Raw genomic sequence first — 25,239 nt, forward strand, 5'->3', positions numbered from 1 at the left:
TGGCAGGTCACCGTGCGCGCTTCGCGTGCAGAAGTTGCTCTTGAACCCGCTGGTGCTGGTTGGTGAATTCCTCGGTGCGGCGGTGCCGTTGCTTCCACAGGACGGCAAGCCAGCGCAGTGCGCACGTGCGTTGTGCGGCGCGGAAGCGTGGAGTGTTCGCTGAGGTGATGCCAAGGTCGGGGAGGAGTTCTTCCCAGATGGCGTCATCGGTGGTGCGCGCGCTGATGTGCTCGACGAGGTCTGCTGCGTCGGTGGCTGTGTCTCCTCGTCCTGCGTATTCGAAGTCGACGCAAGCGGTGCCGGTATCCGTGGTGAGCCAGTTGAGCAGGTTGGCGTCGCCGCGGGATAGGACGCCGGGCGCGGGGCGGCTGAGCAGGGTGGCGTCGTCGCTGGCGTGCCAGCGGTCGAGGAGGTACTGCATGTGCCTGGTGAGCGGATCGTCGGACGCGGCGGCGAGTTGGTCGGGCCAGACGTCGGTGAGTCGTTGGATGTAGTGACCAATGGAGTCGACGCGGTCAAGGCCAGCCAGTAGACCGGTGAGCGGGACGGCGTGAATCCTGTGGGTGGTTGCAGCGAGGCCCTTGAGCGCGGTCGCTCGGTCGGCGGCGTCGAGCAGCGGGGTTCCGCTGACCCAGGTCATAGCGACCGCGGGCCGGGTCGATGAGAGCGACAGCCACAGTGGTGCGGGAACTTCGTGGATCTCGTGGGCGGCGAGGAGTTGAAGAGCTGCCCATTCGCGTTCGGCACGGCGGCGCTCATCCGTGCGGTAGAGCTTGACGCAGGCAGGCGTGTCCTCGGGCGTGGTCCAGGCGTAGGCGTGGTTGTTGCGCGCGCCGCTGAGCGACCGCAGGCCCCATTCTGCTTCGGTGTCGTCGTGTTCCCCGGTGTCGAGCGCGCGCCGCAGGTCGGCGAGCATGCGGGTCGGGACGGGGCTCGTTTCCGAGGACGGCAAGTCGGGACTCCAGTTGGATCATGCGGCGACGCTGTGACGAGCGTAGTGGCGGTCGGCGGTATCACGACACGTTTGCCGAGGCGGCGGAGTCGCCTGTCTGGGCGATGGGCCAGGCATGGCGGGATGAGAGTGCGTTCACGACCGCTTGGTGGCCTTCTTCTGCGTCCAGGCCGGTCAAGTCGACAGGCAGCAGCCTTGCGTCGCGGGCGGCGAGTTCGTCGTACGCCTGGTCGACGTGATGGAGGAAGGCGTGCTCCTCGCCGGTGTAGGGGCGGCGGTCACGGTGACTGGCACGGCGGACTGCTTCATCTACGGGGAGTTTGAGCAGAAGTGCATGGTCGGCGGTGCGGCCCGCAAATGCTCCGACCGTGCGGAGCCATTGGACGGCGGATCGGGGTTCGGCGCGGTGGTCGCGCAGAAGGGTGGCAAGGCTGTAGGAGTGCATGGTGTGAATGCCGCGGTCTTCGACGACGACGTTGTTGGCGGCGAGAGCTGGTGCGAGAAGCGCAGCGTCCATGTGGGTGCGGACGGCGGCTGCGAGGTACGTGTCGGTGAGGACGTCGCCGTGGCGCAGAAACGGGTCGTTCGAGGACGTGAACAGTTCGAGGAGCGCGCTGCCGAGAGGATCGGTGTCGACAGTGCGCAGGTCCGGCAGGTGCGTCGCTTGTACGGCGTCGGCGCGCAGCGCCTTCAGCAGCAGCGCGGTCTGGGTGGTTTTTCCGGTTCCGGGCAGGCCCTCGAAGCTGATCAGCATGATTTCTCCTCTTCCCGATGGTTCATGGGTGCGTACGGGGTGCCGATGGTGGCGGCTCGTACGGCGGTGAGGACGGGTGCGCGCAATCCCGGTGCCAGGGCAAGGGTGGTGCGCGAGGAGCGTGTGTGGCGGCTGCCGTCGGAGTCCAGCACGAGGGCGCCGGCTTCGCGGGCGATGACGGTCCCGGCGGCCATGTCCCAGGGGGCGTTGCCGAAGGTGATCGACGCGTCGAGGGTGCCGTCGGCGACGAACGCGAGATCGACCGCAGCCGATCCGAGCATGCGCAGCCGTTGGACACGGCAGGCGAGGTGACGGTGCAGTGCGAAGGCGGCGTCATTGCGTAGACCTGCATCGTGACCGGTGCCGTAGTCGCCGACGGCGATGACGGCCTCGCTGGCGTCGCTGATCTCGGCGCAGCGGATCGGGACCCCGTCGCGCCACGCTCCGAGGCGCACGGCGGCCCAGTACCGGCGGGACAGGAACGGCAGCGTGATGGCCCCAACGACCGGTGCCCCGTGATCGATAAACGCCAGCGAAATGCCGCACAGCGGTAGGGCCCGTACGAAGTTCGCGGTGCCGTCGACGGGGTCCAGAACCCACCCGGTCCGACCGTCGCCTCCGTGGGCCCCCTCCTCCTCGCCGAGGAAGGCGACACCGGGGGTACGGCGACTGAGGGTGTCGCGGACCAGGCGTTCGACGGCGATGTCGACATCGGTGACCGTGTCGCGGTCCCCCTTGACCGTCACGCAGGTGGGGCGGTGGCGGAGGATGTACTCCTCGGCGAGGGAAACGGTCTCACGCGCGATGTCGAGCAGGACGGATGGCTTCCCGGTCAGAGGGGAACCTCCTGAGTCGCGGAGCCGCGGGAGAACAGGAATTCCAAGCAGCGGCCCACGCATTGGGCTACTGGCTGGTCGGTGTCGAGGCGCAGCCGGTCGATGACCAGGGGCTCGGACGTGTCCCTGAGCCGTTGGTACAGAGCGAAATCGCGGTTGGCGGCCGGGTGCTGGTCGGTGCCCCTCGCGAGGCGCGCATGGGCAGTCTCTTCACGGCAGACGCACTCGATGACGTGCAGGGGGTGTGCCGTGTACCGGGCGAATTCGCGGGTCCTGTTGATCTGGTAGCGGCGTGAGCAGGTCCGGCCGTCAAGGATCACGATCATGTTGGTACGCCGGCTCAGGTGCCATGCCGCAGTTGCGTAGACGAGTTCCATGCAGAAGTCGTCCTGGCTGCGGGTGTACTCGGTGAGGATGCCGAAATGCGCATTGCGGACGCGGTCTTTGTCCAGGTGCACCGCTCGGTCGCCCAGACGCTCCGCGAGAGCTTCAGCCACGGTTGTCTTCCCCGCGCCGGGAAGACCTGCGAGCTGCACGATCACGGCTGATCCCCCCGCGTGGTGACGTCGTCGTGGAGCGCAGCGATGGGATCGTCCGGCAAGTCCGGCCATTCCCGACGGAGCTGGTCCCACCCGTCGCGGGCGGGTGACGGTAGGACGAAGGCCAGGAGTTGAAAGGAGTCGGGCCCACAGGAGTGGAAACTGCGGATCGCGTCCGCATAGCCGGACCAGCGGTGCGACGATGCCAGACGGGCGAGGTGGTGGGCCAGCGCGTCCAGGTCGGAGAGCACTGCAAGGCGGCTACAGCCGTCAGGCAGCGGCCAGGAGATCGACCGATCAAGGGAGTGGCGAAGCTCAGCCGGGTCGTTGGTGTGAGCGAGGCTCTGGGTGAGATCGACGGTGACGCGAGGAACGATCGGATCGTCGAGCGTCAGTGCGAGCGCCCGGCCGTGGTGGGCGACGCGGTAGCCGAGCCCGTGCAGGACGGTGATGGCCGGGGCGTGGTCCTCGGGGGCGAGGAGGATGTCTGCGTCGCTGAACTGGCGTGCGCCGCGTCCGCCGTACAGGCGCGACTCGACGGCAATGCCGTGCAACGCCAGAGCACGCAGGCCCGCGTCGTGCAGGGCGTCGAGGACGCGCAGTGTCTCTCTGCGGAACACGGTCGTCTTGTACCGGTTTGTACGAAGGCTGGACTCCAACAGACGGGCCATGTGCCATGAAAGGGCACGTGGGCGTGGGATGCGTGCCAGATGGTCAGCGAGCAGGCAGACCGCCTTGTTGTCGACGGCCGTGGCCAGTAGGGCTCCCCACTCAAGGTCGGGGTCTTCCAGAAGTTCCGCGAGCGCACTGTCCGCCGATGGGCCGGGTGCGCAAATTGTGCGCAGCACAGCGGAGTTAGGGTCGGCGGGCCGATCGGCTGACCCACTCACGGGGCGGAGTGGGTCGGGGGGATGGTCGGTGCTGCGTTGCGGCATAGCAGTCTTCCCTTCAGCCGCTCAGCGGCGGGCGCGATGGTCGGGCGGGGCGACGCCGAGGAGTTCGGCGATGCGGTGGGCGAGCTGTTTGGGGTCGCCGCCGGTACGAATGCGGTAGCAGGGCAGGTCGGCGGCGTAATCGGCGATGACCGCGATGTCGTGCCGCGTGACGGCATCTGGCGGTGTGGGCCACAGCCAGTGGTTGATGTGCGTGCTCGGGCCGCCGCTGGGGTCGGTCATGAACATGCGGGTGTCGCGGAGTACCTGGGCGACGGTGGTCGGGGCAACGCGTTCCACGACCGTGTCGGGGCGGCCGGGTTCCAACCGGGGCCAGATCATCAGCTCGGGACGGGCCGTGTCGTCGACGATGCCGCCGGGCGCGAGTTGGCCGAACTGGGCTGGTTGGACGACGATTTTGGGGTGTAAGCGTTGGCGTTCGTCGCTGGGTAGGTCACGTGCGCTGTCTGGGATCAGACGCCTCAGGTGCGGCAGCGTGCGCAGGGTCTCGGCGCCGACCCGCAGGTCTGTCGGCCACGGATGCCCAGTGAGCACACCGCCGTGTACGTGCAGCAGCAGACGGTCATTGGTGACGTAGTCGCCGCCAAGGTGGCGCAGCGCGGCGAGCAGGGTGGTGGTCTTGCCCCAGCCTCGGTGACCGGCGATCATCACGCCTCGTCCATTGTGGTTGAACGCCGCGCAGTGCGCGTATACCGCTCCGGCAGCCAGGAGTTGGGCGGTCATGGCTTGACGGACCAGCCGGAACCCCCAGTACAGCGCAGCGTGTTCATCGCGGCAGGAGGCCACGGCCCGTGCGCCGTCGGTGCTCGCGTGAATGAGGGTGTTGTGGGCGGGGATCCAGTACGCCCGGCCGGTTTCCGGAAGCAACAGCACACGCGCGATGAGACTCGGGCCTATTTCCTGGACCGGGCTACCGTCGAACACCGCCTGGAGCATTTCCGGGTCCAGATCGGGCGATTGGGCGAGCCGCACATGACGCGGTGCAGGTCCGTACGGACTGCGTCCGTAGCTATAGAGGGTGTCGCGGGCGTGCGCGTAGGCCGTGGGCCAGTCGGTGTGCAGAACGACGGCGGCGCGGGACTGGGTGAAGCAGACCGCGTGTGGTGCATGCGCTCCTGGGCCGGGGGCGAGCACCGGTTCGTCGAGCGGTTCGGTCACCACGAACCCCCGGCAGCAGTGCTGTGGGGGGTCGGGGTGTGGGCGGGCAGATAGGCGACCGCAAGTCGCCGCAGTCGGTTCAACTCGGTGTGAGACGCATCGCGGAAGAACGCGGCGAGGTCGCCGGGTTGAACCGCGTCGCGCAGCCAAGACTCGGTACGTACGGGGATGGGCTGCCCCCACCGACCGATCCCGCGTGCGGAGCCGGTCACGGCGAACCCGTCGTCTGCTGCACGCACCGCGGTGACCTCGACCGCCGGCTGGGACGCGTACTTGGCGGTCGCGCTCTCGGCGGCGTGCCGACTGGTGGGGTCGTGAGGCCGGGCAAGGTCGGGAACATCCGTGTAGAGGTTGAACACCGCAGCGGGACCATCAAGAGCGCAGGTCAGATGCCAAGCTCCGAATGGCACGGCAGCAAGACTTCCCGGACCGCAGACCTGGAACCGCAAGTCGGGTCCGCCGGTGGACGTGCGGTGGGCGGTGAGCAGCAGCACCCGGCCGCTGACGATGTGGAACACCTCCAGTTGGGCGGGGGTGTTCCAGTGGCCGATCGACCGGGACAACTCGCCACCGGGCAGATCATCCGCCTGGTAGACGACCAGGTCGGCGTACCAGATGTCAGAGCTGCTACCGCGCGGCGCGATCACGTCCCGGTACGCGGTGTAAAGCACCGGGTCGCGACCATCGGCGATTCGAGTGCGGGCGGCGTCCGGATTGGCCAAGTACACCGACCCGCAGCCGTGCTCAGCCAGGGAGAGGAGATCGGACAGACGTCGTTGGGCCGCTGTGCGGCCTGCGGCAAGCGCGGTCGCGGGCATCACAGGCTCCGGTCTTCGGTGGGGGCGCAGATGCTGCGCAGGGCATCGGGCAAATCGGCGAGTTGGTGGATGTGACGAATTCCGGGACGTGGTGGCCGGGTGTGGGGGTTGAACCACAGCGCGCGGCATCCCGCAGCGAGCGCCGCGAGGACGTCGGTTCGCCAGTCGTTGCCGAAGTGGACCACCCGGTCCAACGTCGCGGAGGATCGGACGGCTACGGCCTGGAAGACATCGGGGCGGGGTTTGGCGATGCCGAGATCGCTTGAGAACACCAGATCATCGAACGCGGGGCTGAGATCGAGGTCGTCGAGCATCTGCCGGGTGACGTCGGCGGGCGTGGCCAAGGTGTTGGACGTCAGGACGAGCCGGGCGCCTGTGGCGCGGACGCCCGCCAGTGCTCGGTGCGCTTCGGGGAACACCTCGGGGCAGGCCCGCAGGACGGCGTGGGTATGCGCGACGACCAGAACCTTGACGAGTTCATCGTGGCCGGCGGGGTCAAGCCCAAGCCTGGAGAGGATCCGCTTGACTTGCGTCTCGGCGGAGGGCTGCGTGCCCTGCTCGCGCTGCTCGGCCAGGATCGACTCCCGGCAGGCCAGGGTCGTTGCGCGCACGGTCTCGGACCGTATCGGGTGCCCGAAGTGCGCCAGGGCCGCGGTGAACTCGCGGATCCGCCAAGCGGCTTCGGCAGTCCGGTCCCCATACGTGATCAAGGTGCCCCACAGGTCGATACTGGCGACCCAGCCATGCAGCGGCGCGCTGGTCACCGGACCCGCCCGGGGAGTGCGGCGGCACGCGGCCGGCGGTGCAACCAACCGGCCATCGTGGCGGGGTCGGCGCTGCCGAACAGCAAACTGCCCGCGACCAAGGCGTCGGCTCCGGCGTCGGCGAGCAGAGGCACGGTGGTTGTGCGGATCCCGCCGTCCGCGAACACCGTGATGTTCGAGTTGTCCGTACGCGCTTCGGCTTCGTTCGGGGCATCCGCGGTGGCGAGGATGTGGCGTACAGCGGTGATCCGCCCAGGGGCGTGAGGATCCATGCCTGTCCCGGCGGTGCCGAGCGGTGTATTAACCATGACGATGGCGTCCACCAGCGGCAGAAACGTACGGACTGCCTCAGGATCGCTACCAAGGGACAAGGCGATTCCCGCAGCCACGCCCAAGTCACGGACCGACCGCACGGCGTCTCCCGCGCCGCGCGCCTCGACGTGGACGGTGACCAGGTCGGCTCCGGCGTCGGCGAACTGGGCCGCGAGCCGCGCCGGACGCTGGGCCATAAGGTGCACGTGGAACGGCACGGTCGTGCGTGGCCGCAGGGCTTTGACCACGGCCGGGCTGAACAGCAGCGTGTCGACCAGGTGCCCGTCGGCGGCGTCGATGTGGAACAGGTCCGCATGGGGGGTCATCCGGTCTACCTCGGCGGCCAACGCGCCGAGATCGGCAGACCACAGCGACGCGTCGATCAGCATCCGGTCGCGAGGCAGTTCGGCGAGGAATGACATGTGGCTCACCCCAGCCCTGCGGCAGCGAACTCGGCCTTGCAGTGCGCGACCGAGCTGATCAGCAGGTCACGGACGTTCTGGTCGCCGTCTTCGAACCGGGGGAAAACTTCCAGCATCACGGGGACGTTGCCGAGGTCCGCGGCGAGGAGAGCCCTTCCGAATCGAGCGACGTCGAACGTGCCCTGCGGGTGCGGCCATCCCCAGTGCGGGTCACCGAGTCCGTCGGTGTTGTCCAGGTGGATCAGGCGCGTGTGTGGCGCGAGGGGCCTGAACCAGTCCTCGACGCTCGCGTCCGGTCCGTACAACGGCTGGAAGACCATGTGACCGGTGTCCAAGGTGAGGCCGACGTTGTCTGCTCCGCGTTGCGCGAGGTCACCGATCAGTCGCTCTGCTTGCTCGGGGGTGGAGGGGAACTCGCGTGGGAGTGGGGTGGGTTCGATGAGGAACTCGGCCACTCCGCAGCGCCGGGCATAGGCGGAAAGGTCGGCCACGGTATCGACGAGTGTGCGGTAACGGGTCTCCGCCGCGGATGGGTCGGCCGCATCGATGACACTGAGGGTGCCCAACGGCCCGCCGACAGCAGCAGCTCCGAGTTCCGCTGCGGTGTCGATCGCGCGCCGCCACCACAGCGCAGCCGCGCGACGTCCGGAGGGACTGGGGTCCAGCAGGCCGGCGGGTACCCAGTGCGCCAGACCGACGTACGCGCTGTGCGCCGTCAGGCCGTGGTCGGCAAGGGCCTTCGCCGCGCGGCGGGTCATAGCGGCACGTTCGGGCTCGGGCCACCATGGGTCGACGAGGTCGAAGGTGAACTGCACTGAGGTCACGTCCAGTTCGGAGCGTACGAACGCCGCCCACGACTCCGGTTCCAGCCACCGTTTCACGGCGAAGCACAAGTTGACGCCCAACATCACAGTCTCCGTTTCGGTAGTGAGTCGTCACGTGCCCGCGAGAGTTCGGAACACGTCGCGGAGGAGTGCCGTCAGGTCGGGCAGCGTGCGCACCATGCCGCCGGTGAGCGCGTAGTCGACCATCAGGTTGTTGCTGTCGGTGCCGCCGAATCTGCGGCTGTCGGTCTGCAAGCCGACGCAGACCTTGCCGAGGGCATGGGCCATGCCGAGTTCGACGCAGGCGCCCTCATCGGGGACGCGGCCGTCCACCACCATCACCAGCACAGCGCACTCGGCGACCGCGGCAGTGTCGAGGTCGAACAGGCGGCGGCGCACTTCGTGTTCGTTCATGCCCATACGGACCAGCGGCGCTGCCTCGCCGCCGTCGCGCTGAGGCAGGAACGTCCCGAAGCCTGCGCCGCGGACGGCTTCGTCGACGGTCAGGTTGAACGCCTTCTCGGCGTCGTTGAACAACGGTGCGGCGATGTACGCCTTCATGGCGGATTTCCTTCACGATGGCGGTGTCAGCGGGGACGGCGGTGTGCTCACACGGTGACGCCGACCCGGGCGAGCGCGGTGAACAACTCCGCGGCGCGATGGTCGGGATACGTGCCGTTCCACATGGCGGGCACATAGAAGGTGCGGACCCGCTCCCACTGCCACGGCGGCTCTTCGAACGGGGCGTCGATTCCGTTATTGACCAGCGAGCACCAGCGGCGCAGGCAACTGGGACACACACCGCAGTGGACAGGTCTGCCATCGGACCGGCTGCACGAAAACGTGAGCAGCAAGTCGTCGGTCGGCAGGCCCTGTTCGAGGTACCAGCGGACGATCTCCGTCTTGGTCAGCTCCCAGAACGGGCTGTGGATCCGAACATCGCGGCCGGTCAGTGCAGTGATCATGTTGCCGATCACGCCGAACGCCTCAGGGCTCTTGTCAGCGGTGTGGTCCCCCTTGACACCGATGCACCAGATCAGGTCCGCCCGGTCAGCCGCGAGCATCGCGAAATACGCGTTGCGCATCGGGATGATGGCATCTGGTGCCTCCCGATCCGACAGATCCAGTTCGCGGCTGATCGTCAGATCCATGCCGCACCGGGCTGCGAGTTTCTCGACGGCGACGCGCTCCTGCGGCGCGTAGCGGTGCCGCAGATCGAAGTACACGACCGGCGGTCGGCCGAGGAAGTGCCAAGCGGGGAAGCTGTCGAGGCCGGCGGAGAACAGCAGAACTCCGGCCCCGAGCGGATTGGGCTCAGGTGTGGGCTCAGGCATCACTGGGCGCTCCATTCAGCGGCGCGCCCAGCAGGCGCGCTAATGCGTCGGTGATCTGGGACAGCACCTGGTCTGGGGGGCGCAGACCAACGCGGATCCGCGCGACGCGGTCTTGGTGCGCAGCCAGGACGAGCCGGTAGGCGGCGGCGAACTGTGGGAGAAACATCAGACGTTCGACGGATCCGGGATTCCCACCGCCGTGACCGCGGGCAATGGCGCGTTCACGCGCCAGCGGCCACGGGGTGTCCAGGAACACGGCCACGTCCGGGTGCAGGAACCAGGGGGCGACGAGTCCTCGGAGACCGGTGAGGAGCATCGTGGGGTCGGCGTCTGGCTGGGTCTCGGCGAGCACGGCCAGCGCGTAGGCAAGTTTGGAGTACAGGCCCTGGTCGGCGACGACGACGTCGTACTCACCGAGCAGCGGCCCGAGGACCCGGGTGTGGTGGTGTGCTTCACGGGCGAGGCGCAGCAGCACATCGACCCGGGCGTGGTGTGAGGCCGTGAATCCGCCGGTGCCTGTCCGGTCGCGCAGCGGCTCCTCATCGAGCAGATGGGACAGCGCGTCGATCACCGCAGACCGCGGTCCGTGATGAACCACCCGCGCGGTGTATCCGGCCTCGGCCAGCACCTGGCACAACCCGATGGCGGCGGTCGACTTGCCCGCTCCCCAAAGCCCTTCGACGCAGACTAGCCGCCCCAGGCGAGGCCCCACCACGAACCCGTCGTCAGGTGTCTGGACGATGGGAGTACGACGTTGTGTCGTTGTCATCGCACCCCCAGCAGCACCTGCAAACGCAGGCTCACGTGCCACCCGTGCTCCGCAGCCGGGGCAGCCAGCGCCTGTGCGCCGGCAAGTACTTCTTCGGAGGTGGTGCCCTGCGGCATCACCCATACCGGGGCGAGTTGGTGGCTCTCCACGAGTTCCGCGAGTTCGGCCCAGTCCGCGCCCTCAGGCCCGTCGGAGACGACGAACTTGAAGACCGCCTTGCGCGTGTCCGCGAAGACGGCCAGTACGTCGTGCCGGATCCGCCGCCCCGCTTGTTCCCCAGATGAGGCAAGCTTCGGCGATACCGTGAACTGCGCTGCCGCGGCGGCGATCTCCGGCAGTGGAGCGAGAGTGCCGTTGGTCTCGAACTCCACGCGCCGCCCGGCCTCGTAGAGGACCCGGACCAACGGGACGAGCTGCCGCTGCTGCATCAGCGGCTCTCCGCCGGTGATCACCACCATGCCCGGAGACTGCGCCAGCACCCATGTGGCGAGTTCGGCGACCGGCGTCGGATGCAGTTCCTCGGCCGGGTCGTGGTCGTCCCAACGCCATGTCTGGGGGGTGTCGCACGGCCATCCCGCGCATGCCAGATTGCAGCCGCCGAGCCGGACGAACACCGCCGCCCGTCCTTGGGACGGCCCCTCGCCCTGGTGGGAGACGAACCGCTCGTTCACGACCAACTCGCCCGCCCCCGCAGCCCGGCGCAGGATCGCGCCAGCCCGGCTCACGCCGGTTCCGGGATGTACTCGCTCCAACACGTGTCGGTCTCTGCGACCCGGACACACGCCACACGCGAGCCGCCGAGGTCGAGATGTTTGCTGGCCCAACGAGCGACGTGCTCGGCCAAGTGCTCGACCGTGGGGTCGTGATCGTCGAACAGCGCGTTCAAACCGCGCTCCAGCCGGGGCCAGGAGCGCAGATAGCTGTCCAGTGCGTCGAGTTCGGTGAAGTCGATGACCATTCCGAACTCGTTCAGACGCTTCGCTTCGAGAATGATGTGGACGTAGAAGTTGTGGCCGTGCATATTCCTACAGCCGTGACCCTCGGGCAGACGACTGATGGCGTGCTGGGCGCAAATGGGCCCGAATGTTCTGGTGATCGTGTACATCGACGGGGACTCTCCGGAAGGTTGAGAGGGGACCATGACGTCACGGCGACGGTGGAGCGTCGAATGTGGGGCCGGTCGCGGGCCAGGGGTCGGCGGCCTCAAACCTGGCCCGCGACCGGGGTGGCCGCCGCCGCGGCCGGAGCAGGACACGGCCGGGCGACGGGACTTACCGCGGCCTCACGGCTGCGGCAGCCGCACAAGGGGCGCGTTGTCGTCGCTCCCGGCACTCGGGTGCTCGCTGTCGTTCGCCACGTCAGTCACCTTGCGAGGCCGGCGGGCACGCACCTGCGGCTGGTCCTCCCGCAGTCGCGAGAGGGGGGGCGTAAACCGCACGGAGTATCCGTCAGTGACGTTGTTCTTGGATCTCTCAGAACGGTCCATGCGTCCTGTCCTCCTCGGGAACACCAGCAGCGCGAACACGCCCTTCTTCCAGAGCGCTTCGTCTTTCGCGCCTTCGCCTCAGACAACCGCTGAGCCAGGCGGTCCCGCCATGGCTAACCACCGTGCAAACCACCTCGCAAAACCGCCGTGCCGGGTGAACCGCCATGCAAACCACCAGGCAAAACCTCGGGACACGTCCTGCGGGGCTCTCTGAACGGGTGCGCATCGCTACCGTGGAGGACACAGTCCGAAACTCGCCTCGGGGGGCGTGGATGAGCCAGCGCAAGGCCACCGCCGACGGCCGCACAGGACCCGAGGCGGACAAACAGCCGAGACCGAACACTCAGTTGCTTGCCCTCACACGGGCGCGCGGCTGGACCTACGAAGACCTCGGGCGCAAGCTCGCCGACGAGGCGCGCAAGCAAGGCATTTCCGGGGCCACGTTCGACTACTCGACCATCCAGCGGTTCATGAACGGCAAAACCACCTGGCCACAGGGCGACACTCGCCGCTGCCTCGAAGCGCTCTTCGGCCGGCCCGCAACCGAACTCGGGTTCATCCCCCGATTCGGCGGACGCGCGGCAGCCCCACGCGTCGAATCTTCCGTCGTCCTCCACACCGAAACCGGTACAGAAAAAGGTGATCATACGAACCGTCGCGCTGCCCTGGCCACCATCAGCGCCGCTGCCTTGGCGCCGATCCTCACCCCCGGCAACGCCGCCGCCGAAGCGGCGGACTTCACACGCCATGCCACCGAGTCCGACTTGGGTCCCGGCCTGCTCGACCGGCTCGGCGCGGCTGTCCACCAGATCGGCGCGACTTACCCGGCTCACCGACCTCAGGAACTCTGGCCCACCACTCTCGACCTGAGGCGCACGACGCATCACCTCACGCGGCAGCGGCACACCCTCCGCGAAGGCCGCAGCATCGCCCACACCGCGGGCATGCTGTCGGTCATCCTCGCCTGGCTGGCCCACGACCTCGGCGACAACCCAACCGCAGAGGCGTACTGCGCGGACGCATTCGCCCAAGGTCACCAAGCCGACCTACCGGAAGTGTCCGCGTGGGCCGACGACGCGCTCTCCACCATCCTGCTCTACGCCGACCGACCCGATGCAGCCCTCGCTGCCGCAACCCGCGGGGCTGCCACCGCGCCCCAAGACAGTCCGGCCCACGCTCGCCTGGCCGCTCAGGTTGCGCGTGCCCACGCCCGACTCGGGCACGCCGACGCATTTGCCGACGCAACCGTCACAACCCGGGCTTACGCGGATCGCCTCCCGGCTCACGGAGCGGGATTGTGGGGCGCCGACGCCGTCCGAATCTCCTCCTACGACGCGTCGTCATACCTGTGGCTGGATCAACCTGACAAAGCCCGTGTCGCCGCAGAAGCAGCCATCGCGCAGTACGCCGCCGTCGACCACACCCGACAGTCCCCCACCCGGATGGCTATCGCCCAACTCGATCTTGCCGCCGCCCACGCAGCACTGGGCGAGCCGGACGCCGCCGTCGAATACGCCAGACAAGCTCTTGCCTGCCCGCGTCTGGTCGAATCCGTCCAGGTTCGCACCAGGCAGCTCGGCGCCCGGCTCCGCCGCGACTATCCGAAGACCGCATACGGCAGCGACGTCACGGCGGAGTTGACTGCCCAAACGGCCCGTATCTGAACCAGCCCTGATGAATCACCACTGAGAGATCACACGGTCACGTACGTCGACGACCGCCATACCTGCGGCCCGCGCCGCAGCCAGTCCCTCGTCGGCGTCCTCGACCGCCAGACACTCATGCGGGAGGACGCCCAACCGACGTGCGGCCTCTACATAGAGATCAGGCGCAGGCTTGCCGCGCAGCGCGTCCTCACGCACCACGACATCATCGAACAGGTGGCCAAGCCCGGTTGCGTCGACGCCGGCACGCACGACTACACCCCCGCCGCCCGACACCACCGCGCAATGCAGCCCTGCCGCCTTCGCTCGTTCGACCAGAGCAACCACGACAGGGAAGACGCGAAGCGAACCCGCCTGCTTGACAAGCGTCGACTGGCAATGCGCCAACACCGCGTCGACCGCGTCTACGGCGCCGAGTTCGGCAAGCAGGTCGGCCACGGACGTTCCCAAGCGCGCCCGATACCAGGACTCGGCGAGATCAATGTCGGTCACGGCTGCCAAGGAACTGCGCAGGGCGCGGAAGTTGGTCGGCTGGGAGTCGACGACTGTGCCGTCCCAGTCCACGAGCAGAGCCCGAAAACGGCTCAAGTCGACATCGTCCACACGCCGAAACTACTAGAGGATGCCGTCGCGGGCCTACGCGATGCTCGTGCGTGATGCGAGGAGGGCTTGAGTAGCCCCTCGGCACGAGACTGTCCGTCGAGAAGATCACGTCTCCGCAATGATGTGTGGTGCCCGCTGTCGGCTCAGTGGGTGCAGACTCCGTCGCCGACGGGCAATCCGCCCTTCACAGACTCTTGAGTTCGTCGAGGAGAGCAGTCCACGACTCGGGGGCGAAGACCTGCACGGGACTCGCCTCCAGCTTGCTGTCACGCAGAAGCGTGGCACCTTGCAAGAACGCGGCCTCCACGCACTGGGTGCCGTCCCCGGAGTGGGTGGACTTGCGCCAGCGCAGGGTGCCCAGAACGCTGTGGTTGATCTCTATGCTCACGCCGGCTCTTCCCGAATCTGGTTGATCAGGGCGACACCCGCTTCGGGGGCCAATGCCCACTCGTCAAGCTGCTGGAAGACGCGTCGGAGTCTGCGAAGGTCCCGGTCGTCGTCCCTGAACAGGCTACCGCCGATCGCGTCAAGGAAGGCGACGCTCAGGTCGCCCTGGTCCTCGAAGTCCAAGAGCGTAGCGCCGCTGCTGTACGTTCCCGGCGCGGTGAGTGGGACTATGCGCAACTCGACGGTCGGCAGTTCCGCCTGCTCTACGAGGTGGGCGAGTTGCCCGCGCCAGACCTCGTGGCCTCCGATCTGACTACGCAGGGCCGCTTCGGTGACAAACGCCCGCAGGGTCAAGGGATTTGCCGAGATCAGTCGCTTCTGGCGGTGGCGGCGGACATCCACGAGGGCTTCGATGCGGTCTCGTCCGAACGCGTAGAAGCCGGATCCGTGTGTGGCCACGGCGTATTCGGGTGTTTGGAGCAGACCTGGGACCAGCAGCGGCTGGTACTCCGTCTCGACGGTGGCCTCGGCCTCGAAGGCGATGAAGTCCGAGTAGCCGGCGGTCAGATCCTCGTTGTAGCGGGACCACCAGTTGCGTTCGCGGTCACGCCCGGTGCCGCGGACGTACTGCTCAAGGTCTTTCCGTTCGTGGGTGCTGACTCCGTACAGCTCGATGAGGGCCGAGAGGTCCTTGGCGTTGATGCTGTGCTTGCCGTTCTCGATTCGGCTCAGTCTGCTGCGGGTGGTTCCGAGTTCCCTGGCGACGGCTTCCAGCGTCATCTCGGACTCGACGCGCAGACGGTTCAGTTCGACGCCGAGCCGTCGTCGTTGAAGCACGGAACCCGCGTTGATCGGCATGTTCCCCTCCTCGTTGCAGCCAGTGTGCCCGCGAGCGCGCTCCCGGAGCTACCTTCTCGCGTTTATTTTGCAATTGCACTTCACGCGAACGCGCAACGGGTCCATAGTGTTTCGCATACTACGTGGAGCGCATTGAAGATCACTTTGCGCGACGTGATCGTTCGAACCGCTCCTTGGGTCCCCAAGATCTCGGGGTGAGCAGTGTTCGCCAATCCTGTTCCGCAACCATCCGTGCTCCTCTTGGAGCCGAACCACGGCATGCCCGTCCGCCAGGCCCGCGCGTACGTCAAACGCTCGTGCGTGGCCCTGGGGGCACCGCCGGACGACCCGGAGACGGTGGTCTCCGAACTCGTCACCAACGCCTTCGCGCACGCATCTGCGGATGGCCCCCAGGGCATCCTCGTGCGGTGCTTCCGTCGCGGCGACATGCTCTGGCTGGAGGTGCTGGACCGCCGCAGCGAGACCGAACTTCCCGTATTGGAAGCGGACTTGGAAGCCGAAGGGGGCCGGGGTCTCCTGCTGGCGCGTGCCCTCTCGAAGGTGTTCCGGTGCGAGGCGCGAGAAGGCGGCTACTGCGCGGTCGTCGTCGGATTCGAGGCACGTGCATGAACCGCCTGCCGTTCACGACCCTGCCGGTCGACGATGCCGATCCGCACACGGACTCCGGCCGCGACCTGCGCCCCGGGGCGCCGTCGTGACCACGCCGGAAGCCGTCAACCCCCGGCGTCATGACACACGGGCGCAGCCACGTGAACGTCCGGCGCTCGGTGGTTCCGCTTGAGGGTGAACGCCTGTTGCGCGCGTCCGCGCCGCCGGAGGCGTGCAACGGCTCGACGTCGGCGCGTGTGGTCCTGGCGCGGCTGGCACGCGAGGTGCCGCAGATGGTGATCACGGCCGAGACGCACTGCCAGCGTGCACGTATCCGGGAACTCCCGGCTCTGGACCTGTACGACGGGTCGTGCTTTTCGCAGTTGCGGGCGAGGGTGGGGGCGCACCTGCCGTATCGGCGGCGGGTGTTCGTCCTGACCACGCGGTACGGCCTGGTCGGGGCGAACGAGCGCTTGCGGCCGTACGAGCCGAGACGTCTGGGGCCGGAGGGCCTGAAGCACGCGACCCGCCGGGCGTTGCACGCGTATCTCGCGGTGTGCCCAGTCGAGGAAATGCTGCTCCTCCTTCCGACCGCCTACCTCGACCTCCTCCCACGCGTCACCGGCCGCGTCGGGCAAGTCCACACGATCGCCGACTCGGCACGCGGCTGGCCCGAAGCCGCAGCGCGCCTCGACCGATGGGGTTGGCCCTGAGCGCAGCGCGCCTTCTTCCGGATTCACCCACCACCAGGAGCCGTTACGTGACCAGATCCATTCTGCGCTCGCTCGTTCGTGTGACCTCCGTGATCATCCGCCGGGGGTCGCGCGGTCGACACCGGGCGGGGCAACGCCCGATCCCGCCGCCCACGGTCACACCGCCACACACGGCGCCGTTCGATCCGCCGACCGCGGCATTGCGGGCGCTGACAGAGGAGTCGCCGCCCGCGTTGGTGCGGCCGTACATCCGGGCGCGCGAACAGCGCGTGAAGGAGCGCCAGGCGCAGCGTCGGCGGCGGGTGGAGCTGTGGTTGGCCCTGCATGGGGTCGACACCGGGCCGCGCATGATCCACGGGTGGCTGGTGCCGCGCTGACGGGCCTGGCTACGCGGGTCTCGCGGCCAGGGCGGCCGTGAGGGCTCCCGCGAGGAGGAACGGTCCCATCGGGATCGTCGCCGGTCGAGGGATACGGCGCGCCTTGGCGGCGCAGGCCCGTACCGCGACCGCGCCGGCGGCGAGGAGGAAGCCGTACAGCACGGCGGTGACCGGGGCGGCCCAGGCGTCGTACCCGAGGGCGAGGCCGATGACCCCGATCAGTTTGGTGTCGCCGCCTCCGAACTGCCCGGTGGTCAGGGTAAGTGCCGCGCCGGCAGTGAGCAGGACCAATGACGAGGCGATCGCCCGCACCAGGGTGCCTGGGGATGCGTGCGACACTGAAGCAGCCGTGATCAGGCCCAGCGTTCCCACATATGCGACCGCCAAGTCCCGGTTGGGGAGGCGGTGTTCGGTCAGGTCGCTGTGGATCAGCCGTGGGGATACACCAGCCAGGACGAGCGGAGCGGCGCGGGTGAGTTCGGAGCCGCGCCGAGCCACCAGGGCCGCGATCGCCGTCCAAGCTGCGGCGGTGCATACGGCAGCCAGTGCCGCTCGGTGTCCTTCGCGTCGATCTTGTCGGTTCGCTGCTCGTTTCTCCGGTTTGCCGACCAGGCGGGTCACGGCCTGAGTCCGGGGGTGTCGCTGAGCGTGGCGGCATGCGGTAGGCCGGTGTGGAGGATGGAGCCGTCCTCCCACGCGATGCGGGTCCACGTTAGGACCCGGGCACGGTGCTCAGGTCTGCGGTAGCGGACGAGCGTGACGCCGCGGTCGGTGCGGGCGCGTTCGTGGCGCCACAGGAGAGCGGCGCCGGGTATCTCGTGGAGCCGGGTGATGACCTCGTCGACTGGCTTGTCGTCGTGGTAGGCGATGGCTGTGACCTTCAGGCGTGCGACGGCTGCGCGGCGGAGCGCTGCGATGCCGTCGACGCCTCGGGCTGCTTCCTCGGTGAAGGTCCACAGGGTCAGGTTGGTTCCGGTGAGGGAGCCGCTGCCGGTCTCCGCGAACAAGTCCACAGCCGGCGCGTTGTGCGCGAGGACGGTTGAGGCGTGGTCGGTGACGACGGCGGGGTGCGGCGCGGATGCGTCGGCGAGCCCCCAGTGGCAGGGCTCTGCGGTGGTCGGTGGCCTGGGGGGCGCAACGCGGTGTTCGGTGGCTAGGAAGTAGAAGTCGATGCGCATGCGTTCGTCCATGCGCAGGGCACCGGCGACCGCGTCCAATGTCTCGGGGCGCGGTGTGTGGTGGCCGTTTTCGAGCTGGGAGTATCCCCGGACACTCAGCCGCGCGAGCATGGCGGCTTCTTCGAGACTCAGCCCGCGTGATCGACTGTGCGGTCTCTCGGGCAAACCGACCGATGCGGCGTTCAGCTCACGGCGGCGGCTCTTGAGTAGTTGGCGAAGGCTTTCCTTGCGAATGTCGTCACTGGACATCTCCACCCCCGTGGGGAGGCGGGCAGGCGCGGGGGGACGGCACGAGGGCGCGCCCGAGTCGCGTCGGCCCGGGATTCGGGCTACGGTCCCACGCTGCCGACGCGCCCGGCATCGGGGCGGATGCCGATCGGGCGACAACGTACGGGCGAGTCACCTGGCCAGTGCAAACCGGTAGTGCCACTACCGGCACTCGCGTTGCCGGTAGTTCAAGTGCAGGCACCCAAGATACCCGCAACACCGGTTACTTCCAGACAGATCGGCAAAAGGTCACCATGGATGAGTGCGTCTCGCGCGATGGCATGTGGGAGCGCTGCCGCGGTACTTCGCCGTGCGCGGACGGAACGGGGGAAGGAGCGGCATGCGTCGGACGGGCCCCGGTGCAGTATGCGGAGCAGCGATTGCGGCGTTGTTGATGGGCGCGTGCACGGACTCCGACTCCCGTGGCGACGCGGCATCAACGTCCCCCGGCAGTCCATCGATTGCCGTCACGCTCCCCGTTCCCCCTGCGCTTGCTCCGACCTCTGCGCCACCGCCATCGTCCGTCGCATCATCGGCACCGCCGAGGACCGAGCCGGGAGACGCCGTCTTGGAGGCGTACAAGCAGTTGATGGCCGCGGTGGTGCAGGCGTCGGCGACGGGGGATCCCGACTTCCCGCTGCTCGCGAAGTACGCAACGGGCGAAGCGCTGGTGACGGTTCGGTCCTCGATCAACGTGTACCGGCAGAACGCGTTGACCGCTAAAGGACCGATGCGCATGTCACCCCAGGTGACGTCGACATCTCCCGACGGTGCCTCAGCCAAGATCAAAGACTGCCTCGACGACTCGCAGTGGCTGCTTTACAAGGCCGACGGATCCGTCCACGGCAACGCGCCGGGCGGCAGGCACAACACGGACGCAGACGCCGTTCGTGTCGAAGGGGCGTGGAAAGTCTCCGTTCTTCGTATAGGGGAGCCGGGGACGTGTTGACCACAGCACCATCACGGACCGGTGCGCTCGTCTGCCTCGTGCTGGCCGCGTGGGGTCTCGGCGGCGGTTCGGCCTTCGCGGAAGACGAGCCCCCCGGCACGGGCACAGGGACCGTGGCGTGCAACGGATCCGACTGCGTCGTCACAGCGGTCGGCCCCAGCGTCCCGAACTCTCCATCCCCGCCGACGGATTCCCCCGCGGGCAACTCGACACCGGCGCCTCCTCGGGGCAGCGGCGCATGGTCTCAGGAGGTCTTCTACCGCAGGCTGTACGAGTCCGGAATGACCGCTCAGCAGATCGCGGACATCTACGGCCAAGCCCCCCTCTATACCGACCCGGAGACAGGCGAACCCCTGGCGATGCTGGGCAGCGGCGACGTCAACAACGGGGACACCGGCGGTGCGGCCCCTGCGCCTCCGCCGACTCCCGCGCAGTTGGCGCAGGTGGCGGTGTCGCGCCTGGTGCTGCCGACCCCTGCGGTGGGGACGTCCCCGTCGGGGGACCAGGTGGTCGCGGTGCCGACCTGGCTCTGGGTGGACGGGACGACGTGGGGGCCGGTCTCGGCGACGGCCGCCGTGCCGGGTGTATCGGTGACCGCGACGGCGGTGCCGATGTCGGCGGTGTGGTCGATGGGGACCGGGGACGCGGTGACGTGTTCGGGGCCGGGGACGCCGTACGGGCCGGGTTCTGACCCAGCGTCGGGTTCGCCGGACTGCGGCTACACGTACGCGCGTTCGTCGGCAGGTCAGCCCGGCGAGCAGTTCCCGGTCACGGTGACGGTGACCTGGCGGGTGTCGTGGGCGGGTGGCGGTCAGTCGGGGGTGGTGGAGGGGATGTCGATGTCGGCGTCGACGGGTCTGCGGGTGCGTGAGGTGCAGGCCGTGGTGGTGGCGGTGTCCTGAGCAGGCGTCCGCACGGCGCGGCGAAGGCGGGGTGCGGTCTGGTTCGACGGGTGATGGAGGAACAGACGGTGGCTGTGTCGGATGCGCGGACAGCGCGGAACGGCGCTGGAACGTGGGCGGCTGCGCCGCCGCCGGGTGCAGTGCCGGGGAAGCGCCGGCGTGTCCGTCCGGTGCGGGTGTGGATCGGGCTGTTTGTAGCAGTCGTCTGCGCCGGGGGGTTCGTGGTGGCCGCACGGGGGGCGGAGCAACAACGGACGTCGGTGCTGGTTGTCGCGCAGCGGGTCGAGGCGGGTCAGGTTGTGCAGCGGGCGGATCTGCGCGAGGCCGAGCTACGGGGAAACGTTTCGGGCGTGCCGGTGTCGTCGCTGGACGAAGTCGTGGGTCGGGTGGCGGTGGTGCCGCTGGTGCCGGGATCACTGCTCGCGCGAGACCAGGTCGGCGAGGCCGCCGGGTTCCCGCCTGCCGGACAGGCGTTGGTGGCGGTGTCGGTGCGAGACGGCGGCGCCCCGCCGGGCCTGGCCGTGGGGCAGCGCGTCGCTGTCCTGGCGGGGCCGGGCCAGGCGGCGGGGCCGCAGACCGGTGCGGGGGCGTCGCCGTCGCTGTCGGCGGAGGGTGTCGTGGTGGCGGTGCGGGCCGCCGCCGATGCCACGGGCGGAGGGTTCGTGGTGACGCTGCTGGTGGACGCGGCGTCGGGGTCGAAGGTGGCAGTGCTGGTGGACCCGCGGCTGGTGGTCCTGAGTTCCGCCGCGGGCGGTGGTGCCGGGTGAGTCCGCCGCAGGTTGTGGTGTTCGGCTCGGTGAAGGGGGCACCTGGGGCGACTGCGTCCGCGTTGGCACTGGCGGCGGCGTGGCCGCGCCGAGAGGGCGGTGTGGGGCCGTTGTTGGTGGAGGCGGACCAATCGGGTGGTTCGGTGGCCGCATGGTGCGACGCGTCGCCGTGGGATGCTGCGGCTGGCCTGCTGGGGTTGGCTGCGGGTTCTCGTCACGGCGGGCCGACGCGGTCGGGCGTGGTTGAGCCTGCCGCATACGGGTCGGTGGTGGGGTGCGGGGTGCGGGTGGTGAGGGCGCCGACGGCCGGACCGCAGGCGGCTGCCGCGCTGACGGTGATGGCAGCCTCGGGGTTCGCGACGTTGCGCGCAAGCGCGGCGGACGTGGTGGTCGTCGATGCCGGGCGTCTGGAAGGCCCCCACGTCGGCGCTCTGCTTGAGACGGCAGACGTGCTGGTGCTGGTGGCACGGGGCGGGGTGGACGCGCTGGCGCATGTGGCGGGCCGGATCGAGGAAGTGCGGGCGCGGGTGCCGGCGACGGATCTGCTGGTAGTCGGGCCGTCGCCGTTCGGACCGGCGGAAGTCGAGGCAGCGTTCGGGGGCGTACGGGCGCACGCGTGGCCGTGGGACCCGGCCGGAGTGCGAGAACTCGTGTCCCGGAATTCGGGACGGGGGTGGCGCCGCCGTCCGTTGCTGCGGGCGGCGCGGGAAATGGCGGAAGACTTGCTCTGGCGTGCCGACACCGGCCGACTCATGCCGGCCCGCCCACTGGCTGATCCTGTGACGCCGCCACCTGACTCGCACCCGCCTCGCGGGGTTTTCGGCGGGCTGCTCCGGGACGCTGGAGACGCATCGTGAGGCCCCCGGTGCCCGGTCTCAACGGGGTCTCACCCGACCCGGCATCGGTGGGCCGACCAGTCGGGTCGTCGATGCCTGCGGATGAACTGGCGGCCCGGCTGCGGGCCGAGGTCGGCAGCAGACTGTCGGGCTATGCGGCCGAGTTGGAGGGTGCCGGCCTGCCGCCGATGTCGGGGTCGCAGCGGCGCGAGGTCGCCGACCGCCTGCTCACGGAGGCGTGGCGGGCGGAGACCAGCCGCCGCCTGTTCGCCGGGCTGCCCGTGTGGGACGCGGCCACGGAGGAGTTGGCGACGCGGGCGGTGATGGACGGCTTGTTCGGCTTGGGTGGACTTCAAGAACTCCTGGACGACCCGACTGTGGAAAACGTGTTCGTCAACGGCTGTGACACGGTTTTCGTCCGCTACGCAGATGGCCGTGAGGAGCAGGTCCCGCCGGTGGCCGGGTCGGACGCGGAACTGGTCGAACTCGTCCGCACCGTCGCGGTGCGGGCCGGCGAGGAGGAACGCCGCTTCGACCGCGCCGTTCCACGCTTGAACACGCAATTGGCAGACGGGTCACGCATGTTCGCGGTGATGGCGGTCACGGGCAGGGTGTCCGTGTCGATCCGCCGCCATCGATACAGGACCGTCACTCTCACGGACTTGGTGCGCCTGGGGGTGTGCGACGAATCGCTCGCTGACTTCCTCGGTGCGCTGGTCAGGGCCCGGAAGAACGTCATCATCGCCGGAGGCACGAATGTCGGCAAGACCACGGTGCTGCGGGCCCTCGCCTCCGCTATACCGCCGTCGGAGCGGTTGGTGACGATTGAGGACACCTTCGAACTCGGCTTGGACCGCGACCCTGCGCATCCGAACGTGGTTGCGATGCAGGCGAGGGAGCCCAACTTGGAGGGTGTCGGAGCAGTCGACCAGGCCGAGCTGGTGCGGTGGGGTCTGCGGATGGGCCCGGACCGGGTGATCGTCGGGGAGATCCGCGGCGCGGAGGTCGTGCCGATGTGCAACGCGATGTCGCAGGGCAACGACGGCAGTATGTCGACGCTGCACACCTCGACGTCGCGCGGAGCTTTCGTCAAACTGGCCGCGTACGCTGCCCAGTCTCCCGAGCGGTTGTCGCTGGAGGCGACCAGCCTCCTGGTTGCGTCTGCGGTCCATGTCGTCGTGCACATTGCGTGGGCCACTGACGGGCGGCGGGTCGTCTCCTCGGTGCGCGAGGTGGTCGACGCGGATGGGCCGCAGGTCGTCTCCAACGAGGTGTACAAGCCCGGTGGAGACCGGCGGGCGGTCCCGGCGACCGCGCCGCGCGCGGAGACCATGGACGACTTGGTCGCCGCCGGGCTGGATCCGTACGTGTTCCACCAGTCCCGCTGGGGTGGTGCCCCGTGAACGGCCCGACGGCGGCTTTCCTCGGTCTGGGGTGCGGCGGCGGGCTCGCTGTGGCTGGCTCGGGGCTCCTGCCGCGCCGCGCCGATGATCCCGGGGCGGCGGCCTCCGATGACCGTGTCGCCGCGGCGGCTTCCCGGCTCGTTGTCCGTGTGCGCGGGGCGTCGGTGCGGCGGGTGGTGGGGGTGATGGTGTGCGCGGCGGTGGTCGGGGCGCTGACCGGGTGGCCGGTCGCCGCCGTGCTTGCGGGTGCCGCGGCGTGGGCGTTGCCGGTGCTGGTGCGGCCGGATCGGGCGGTGCGGGCGCGGACGGAGCGGATCGAGGCTGTGGCGGTGTGGGCGGAACTGCTCCGCGACACCCTCGCCGCTGCGGCCGGTTTGCAGCAGGCGATCCGCGCGACCGCCGAGGTCGCCCCACCCGCTTTGGAGGCGGAGATCCGCGCGCTCGCGGTCCGGGTCGAGCGCGGCGACCGGCTGCCGGATGCGCTGCGCGCGTTCGCCGCCGACATCGACGATCCCGTCGCCGACCTCGTCGTTGCCGCGCTGCTGCTCGCCGCGGAGCGCCAGGGCGGGCAACTCGCGGATCTTTTGGGTTCGTTGGCGACGGCGACCCGTGAGCGGGTGACGGTGCGACTGAAGGCGGACGCGGACCGCGCGGGGGTGCGCACCTCGGTCCGGGTGGTCGTCGTGGTGACCCTCGCGATGGGTTTCGGACTGTTGTTGCTCGACCGGAAATACCTCGCGCCGTACGGCACCGCCGAAGGACAGCTCGTCCTCGCGGTCGTGGGGGCGCTGTTCGCGGTGGCGTTCTGGTGGATGACGAGGCTCGCCGACGACAAGCCTCCTGTGCGGATCCTTCGACCCGCCGCCGCTGACAAGGACTTGCGGTCGACCGGCAAGGGGGTGGTGGACCGGTGAACCCCGTCCTGGCGGCGGTGCTGGGCGTCGGCACCGGACTCGGGCTGCTCCTCGCCGTGTTCGGGTTCCGCCCGCCGCGGGTGCCGCTGGTCGACGCCCTCGCCGCGCTGCACCCCGCCTCGGAACCACCCACACCCCTCACCACCACCGCCCACGAGGGCGGGTGGGCGTCGCGGTTCGGGCGCCGCCTGGTCCCGGCGGTCGCCGCATGCGGGCTGCCGCTGCCCGCCGTGCGCCGCGACCTGCGCGTCCTGGGCCGCGACGTCACCGTGCACCGCGCCGAACAGGCGACGAGCGCATTGTTCGGACTGCTCCTCCCGCCGCTGCTGCTCACTGCGTTTGCCTGGCTCGCGGGCGGCAACCCGGGTGTGGTGTGGCCGGTCGGGGCCGGGGTGGTGTGCGCGGCGGGGCTGATGTTCGTCCCCGACCTCAACGTTCGTGCCGAAGCAAACAAGCGCCGTGAGGAGATGCGGCACACCTTGGCGGCGTTCTGCGACCTCTCCGTTGTCGCGCTGTCCGGCGGCGCCGGCGTCGAGCAGGCCCTCGGCGACGCCGCAGCCACCCTCGACGGCCACGCCGCGCAAAACCTACGCCGCGCCCTTTCCACGGCGGAACTCACCCGCGTCCCACCCTGGGGGCCACTTCGGCAACTTGGCGAGGAGACCGACGTCGCGGAGCTGCGTGAGCTGGCAGCGAGCGTCGCGCTTGCCGGGACCGAGGGCGCGAAAGTCCGCACCTCGCTCGCCGCCAAAGCCAGCGCGCTGCGCACCCGCCAACTCGCCGACGCGCAAGGCGCCGCGGGGCAGGCCACCGAGCGGATGTCCCTGCCGCTGGTGGTGCTGTTCGCCGGGTTTCTGATCTTTCTCGGCTATCCCGCCCTCGCCCACGTCCTCGACGCCCTATGACAGTCGA

31 protein-coding genes are annotated in these 25,239 nt (G+C 69.1%); 11 read left to right on the top strand and 20 right to left on the bottom strand.

The annotated features are described in order from the left end of the window. Positions 1 to 7 precede the first annotated feature (7 nt). The 15 genes from LO772_RS27145 to LO772_RS27215 all read right to left on the bottom strand — a co-directional run bounded on the left by LO772_RS27145 (position 8) and on the right by LO772_RS27215 (position 11,540). A complete protein-coding gene (locus LO772_RS27145) occupies positions 8 to 952 on the bottom strand; it encodes an aminoglycoside phosphotransferase family protein (RefSeq protein WP_231774650.1) in 945 nt (314 codons plus the stop codon). A gap of 61 nt (positions 953 to 1,013) precedes the next feature. Next, on the bottom strand, positions 1,014 to 1,706 hold the full coding sequence (locus LO772_RS27150) for a dTMP kinase (protein ID WP_231774651.1): 693 nt from the start codon (positions 1,704 to 1,706) through the stop codon (positions 1,014 to 1,016). Continuing rightward, positions 1,700 to 2,605, bottom strand: a complete 906-nt coding sequence (locus LO772_RS27155) for an inositol monophosphatase family protein (RefSeq protein ID WP_443089325.1) — start codon at positions 2,603 to 2,605, stop codon at positions 1,700 to 1,702. Before LO772_RS27155 ends, LO772_RS27150 begins: the two co-directional genes overlap by 7 nt. Further along, positions 2,539 to 3,084, bottom strand: a complete 546-nt coding sequence (locus LO772_RS27160) for an AAA family ATPase (protein WP_231774653.1) — start codon at positions 3,082 to 3,084, stop codon at positions 2,539 to 2,541. Before LO772_RS27160 ends, LO772_RS27155 begins: the two co-directional genes overlap by 67 nt. Continuing rightward, positions 3,081 to 4,016: a nucleotidyltransferase family protein gene (locus tag LO772_RS27165; RefSeq protein WP_231774654.1), complete on the bottom strand. Its 936-nt coding sequence runs from the start codon at positions 4,014 to 4,016 to the stop codon at positions 3,081 to 3,083. The genes LO772_RS27160 and LO772_RS27165 overlap by 4 nt, the downstream gene beginning before the upstream one ends. 21 nt (positions 4,017 to 4,037) lie before the next feature. Next, on the bottom strand, positions 4,038 to 5,192 hold the full coding sequence (locus LO772_RS27170; protein WP_231774655.1) for an ATP-binding protein: 1,155 nt from the start codon (positions 5,190 to 5,192) through the stop codon (positions 4,038 to 4,040). After that, positions 5,189 to 6,010 (bottom strand): hypothetical protein, encoded by an 822-nt coding sequence (locus LO772_RS27175; protein WP_231774656.1) that lies wholly within the window; start codon positions 6,008 to 6,010, stop codon positions 5,189 to 5,191. Before LO772_RS27175 ends, LO772_RS27170 begins: the two co-directional genes overlap by 4 nt. Next, positions 6,010 to 6,774, bottom strand: a complete 765-nt coding sequence (locus tag LO772_RS27180; protein WP_231774657.1) for an HAD family hydrolase — start codon at positions 6,772 to 6,774, stop codon at positions 6,010 to 6,012. Before LO772_RS27180 ends, LO772_RS27175 begins: the two co-directional genes overlap by 1 nt. Beyond that, positions 6,771 to 7,508 (bottom strand): ribulose-phosphate 3-epimerase, encoded by a 738-nt coding sequence (locus LO772_RS27185; protein WP_231774658.1) that lies wholly within the window; start codon positions 7,506 to 7,508, stop codon positions 6,771 to 6,773. Before LO772_RS27185 ends, LO772_RS27180 begins: the two co-directional genes overlap by 4 nt. A 5-nt stretch (positions 7,509 to 7,513) precedes the next feature. After that, positions 7,514 to 8,416, bottom strand: a complete 903-nt coding sequence (locus LO772_RS27190) for a sugar phosphate isomerase/epimerase family protein (RefSeq protein WP_269453102.1) — start codon at positions 8,414 to 8,416, stop codon at positions 7,514 to 7,516. A 27-nt stretch (positions 8,417 to 8,443) separates the two neighbouring features. Further along, entirely contained in the window at positions 8,444 to 8,893 is a 450-nt protein-coding gene (locus LO772_RS27195; RefSeq protein WP_231774660.1) for a nucleoside 2-deoxyribosyltransferase, read from the bottom strand. A 47-nt stretch (positions 8,894 to 8,940) separates the two neighbouring features. Further along, positions 8,941 to 9,666, bottom strand: a complete 726-nt coding sequence (locus LO772_RS27200) for a 7-cyano-7-deazaguanine synthase (protein ID WP_231774661.1) — start codon at positions 9,664 to 9,666, stop codon at positions 8,941 to 8,943. Continuing rightward, positions 9,659 to 10,435, bottom strand: a complete 777-nt coding sequence (locus LO772_RS27205) for a hypothetical protein (protein WP_269453103.1) — start codon at positions 10,433 to 10,435, stop codon at positions 9,659 to 9,661. The genes LO772_RS27200 and LO772_RS27205 overlap by 8 nt, the downstream gene beginning before the upstream one ends. Continuing rightward, positions 10,432 to 11,160: a 7-carboxy-7-deazaguanine synthase QueE gene (locus LO772_RS27210; RefSeq protein WP_231774663.1), complete on the bottom strand. Its 729-nt coding sequence runs from the start codon at positions 11,158 to 11,160 to the stop codon at positions 10,432 to 10,434. Before LO772_RS27210 ends, LO772_RS27205 begins: the two co-directional genes overlap by 4 nt. Next, complete coding sequence (locus tag LO772_RS27215; RefSeq protein WP_231774664.1) at positions 11,157 to 11,540, bottom strand: 6-pyruvoyl trahydropterin synthase family protein; 384 nt, start codon at positions 11,538 to 11,540, stop codon at positions 11,157 to 11,159. The genes LO772_RS27210 and LO772_RS27215 overlap by 4 nt, the downstream gene beginning before the upstream one ends. A gap of 653 nt (positions 11,541 to 12,193) precedes the next feature. Between LO772_RS27215 and LO772_RS27220 the strand changes: the two genes are divergently transcribed. Then, positions 12,194 to 13,585 carry an XRE family transcriptional regulator gene (locus LO772_RS27220; protein WP_231774665.1) on the top strand — a complete coding sequence of 464 codons (1,392 nt, stop codon included), beginning with the start codon at positions 12,194 to 12,196 and terminating at the stop codon, positions 13,583 to 13,585. Between the two features lie 15 nt (positions 13,586 to 13,600). Here the strand turns inward: LO772_RS27220 and LO772_RS27225 are convergent, their stop codons facing one another. From LO772_RS27225 to LO772_RS27235, 3 genes are all read right to left on the bottom strand, one after another. Then, positions 13,601 to 14,188 carry an HAD family hydrolase gene (locus tag LO772_RS27225; protein ID WP_231774666.1) on the bottom strand — a complete coding sequence of 196 codons (588 nt, stop codon included), beginning with the start codon at positions 14,186 to 14,188 and terminating at the stop codon, positions 13,601 to 13,603. A gap of 184 nt (positions 14,189 to 14,372) precedes the next feature. Continuing rightward, on the bottom strand, positions 14,373 to 14,576 hold the full coding sequence (locus LO772_RS27230; protein WP_231774667.1) for a DUF397 domain-containing protein: 204 nt from the start codon (positions 14,574 to 14,576) through the stop codon (positions 14,373 to 14,375). Continuing rightward, positions 14,573 to 15,412 (bottom strand): helix-turn-helix domain-containing protein, encoded by an 840-nt coding sequence (locus tag LO772_RS27235; RefSeq protein WP_231774668.1) that lies wholly within the window; start codon positions 15,410 to 15,412, stop codon positions 14,573 to 14,575. The genes LO772_RS27230 and LO772_RS27235 overlap by 4 nt, the downstream gene beginning before the upstream one ends. A gap of 252 nt (positions 15,413 to 15,664) precedes the next feature. On the opposite strand from LO772_RS27235, the gene LO772_RS27240 reads away from it, so the two are divergent. From LO772_RS27240 to LO772_RS27250, 3 genes are all read left to right on the top strand, one after another. Continuing rightward, positions 15,665 to 16,042 carry an ATP-binding protein gene (locus tag LO772_RS27240; protein WP_231774669.1) on the top strand — a complete coding sequence of 126 codons (378 nt, stop codon included), beginning with the start codon at positions 15,665 to 15,667 and terminating at the stop codon, positions 16,040 to 16,042. Between the two features lie 119 nt (positions 16,043 to 16,161). Continuing rightward, positions 16,162 to 16,734 (top strand): hypothetical protein, encoded by a 573-nt coding sequence (locus tag LO772_RS27245; protein ID WP_231774670.1) that lies wholly within the window; start codon positions 16,162 to 16,164, stop codon positions 16,732 to 16,734. Between the two features lie 47 nt (positions 16,735 to 16,781). Next, complete coding sequence (locus LO772_RS27250; RefSeq protein ID WP_231774671.1) at positions 16,782 to 17,111, top strand: hypothetical protein; 330 nt, start codon at positions 16,782 to 16,784, stop codon at positions 17,109 to 17,111. Between the two features lie 9 nt (positions 17,112 to 17,120). On the opposite strand, the gene LO772_RS27255 is transcribed toward LO772_RS27250, so the two are convergent. Together LO772_RS27255 and LO772_RS27260 are read right to left on the bottom strand one after the other, a co-directional pair. Beyond that, a complete protein-coding gene (locus tag LO772_RS27255; RefSeq protein WP_231774672.1) occupies positions 17,121 to 17,609 on the bottom strand; it encodes a prepilin peptidase in 489 nt (162 codons plus the stop codon). 119 nt (positions 17,610 to 17,728) lie between these two features. Continuing rightward, on the bottom strand, positions 17,729 to 18,538 hold the full coding sequence (locus tag LO772_RS27260) for a helix-turn-helix domain-containing protein (RefSeq protein WP_231774673.1): 810 nt from the start codon (positions 18,536 to 18,538) through the stop codon (positions 17,729 to 17,731). A gap of 586 nt (positions 18,539 to 19,124) precedes the next feature. Here LO772_RS27260 and LO772_RS27265 point away from each other — a divergent pair. The 7 genes from LO772_RS27265 to LO772_RS27295 all read left to right on the top strand — a co-directional run bounded on the left by LO772_RS27265 (position 19,125) and on the right by LO772_RS27295 (position 25,232). Further along, positions 19,125 to 19,505: a hypothetical protein gene (locus LO772_RS27265; protein ID WP_231774674.1), complete on the top strand. Its 381-nt coding sequence runs from the start codon at positions 19,125 to 19,127 to the stop codon at positions 19,503 to 19,505. A 281-nt stretch (positions 19,506 to 19,786) separates the two neighbouring features. Beyond that, positions 19,787 to 20,407, top strand: a complete 621-nt coding sequence (locus tag LO772_RS27270; RefSeq protein WP_231774675.1) for a hypothetical protein — start codon at positions 19,787 to 19,789, stop codon at positions 20,405 to 20,407. A gap of 53 nt (positions 20,408 to 20,460) precedes the next feature. After that, the gene (locus LO772_RS27275; RefSeq protein ID WP_231779743.1) at positions 20,461 to 21,174 is read left to right on the top strand and encodes an SAF domain-containing protein; all 714 of its coding nucleotides are present in this window, start codon (positions 20,461 to 20,463) and stop codon (positions 21,172 to 21,174) included. A gap of 290 nt (positions 21,175 to 21,464) precedes the next feature. After that, positions 21,465 to 22,031 carry a hypothetical protein gene (locus LO772_RS27280; protein ID WP_231774676.1) on the top strand — a complete coding sequence of 189 codons (567 nt, stop codon included), beginning with the start codon at positions 21,465 to 21,467 and terminating at the stop codon, positions 22,029 to 22,031. A gap of 71 nt (positions 22,032 to 22,102) precedes the next feature. Further along, positions 22,103 to 23,413, top strand: a complete 1,311-nt coding sequence (locus tag LO772_RS27285) for a CpaF family protein (protein WP_231774677.1) — start codon at positions 22,103 to 22,105, stop codon at positions 23,411 to 23,413. Continuing rightward, positions 23,410 to 24,327, top strand: a complete 918-nt coding sequence (locus LO772_RS27290; RefSeq protein ID WP_231774678.1) for a type II secretion system F family protein — start codon at positions 23,410 to 23,412, stop codon at positions 24,325 to 24,327. Before LO772_RS27285 ends, LO772_RS27290 begins: the two co-directional genes overlap by 4 nt. Further along, positions 24,324 to 25,232: a type II secretion system F family protein gene (locus tag LO772_RS27295; RefSeq protein ID WP_231774679.1), complete on the top strand. Its 909-nt coding sequence runs from the start codon at positions 24,324 to 24,326 to the stop codon at positions 25,230 to 25,232. The genes LO772_RS27290 and LO772_RS27295 overlap by 4 nt, the downstream gene beginning before the upstream one ends. Positions 25,233 to 25,239: the final 7 nt, after the last annotated feature.

The organism is Yinghuangia sp. ASG 101 (assembly GCF_021165735.1).
Classification (GTDB): domain Bacteria; phylum Actinomycetota; class Actinomycetes; order Streptomycetales; family Streptomycetaceae; genus Yinghuangia.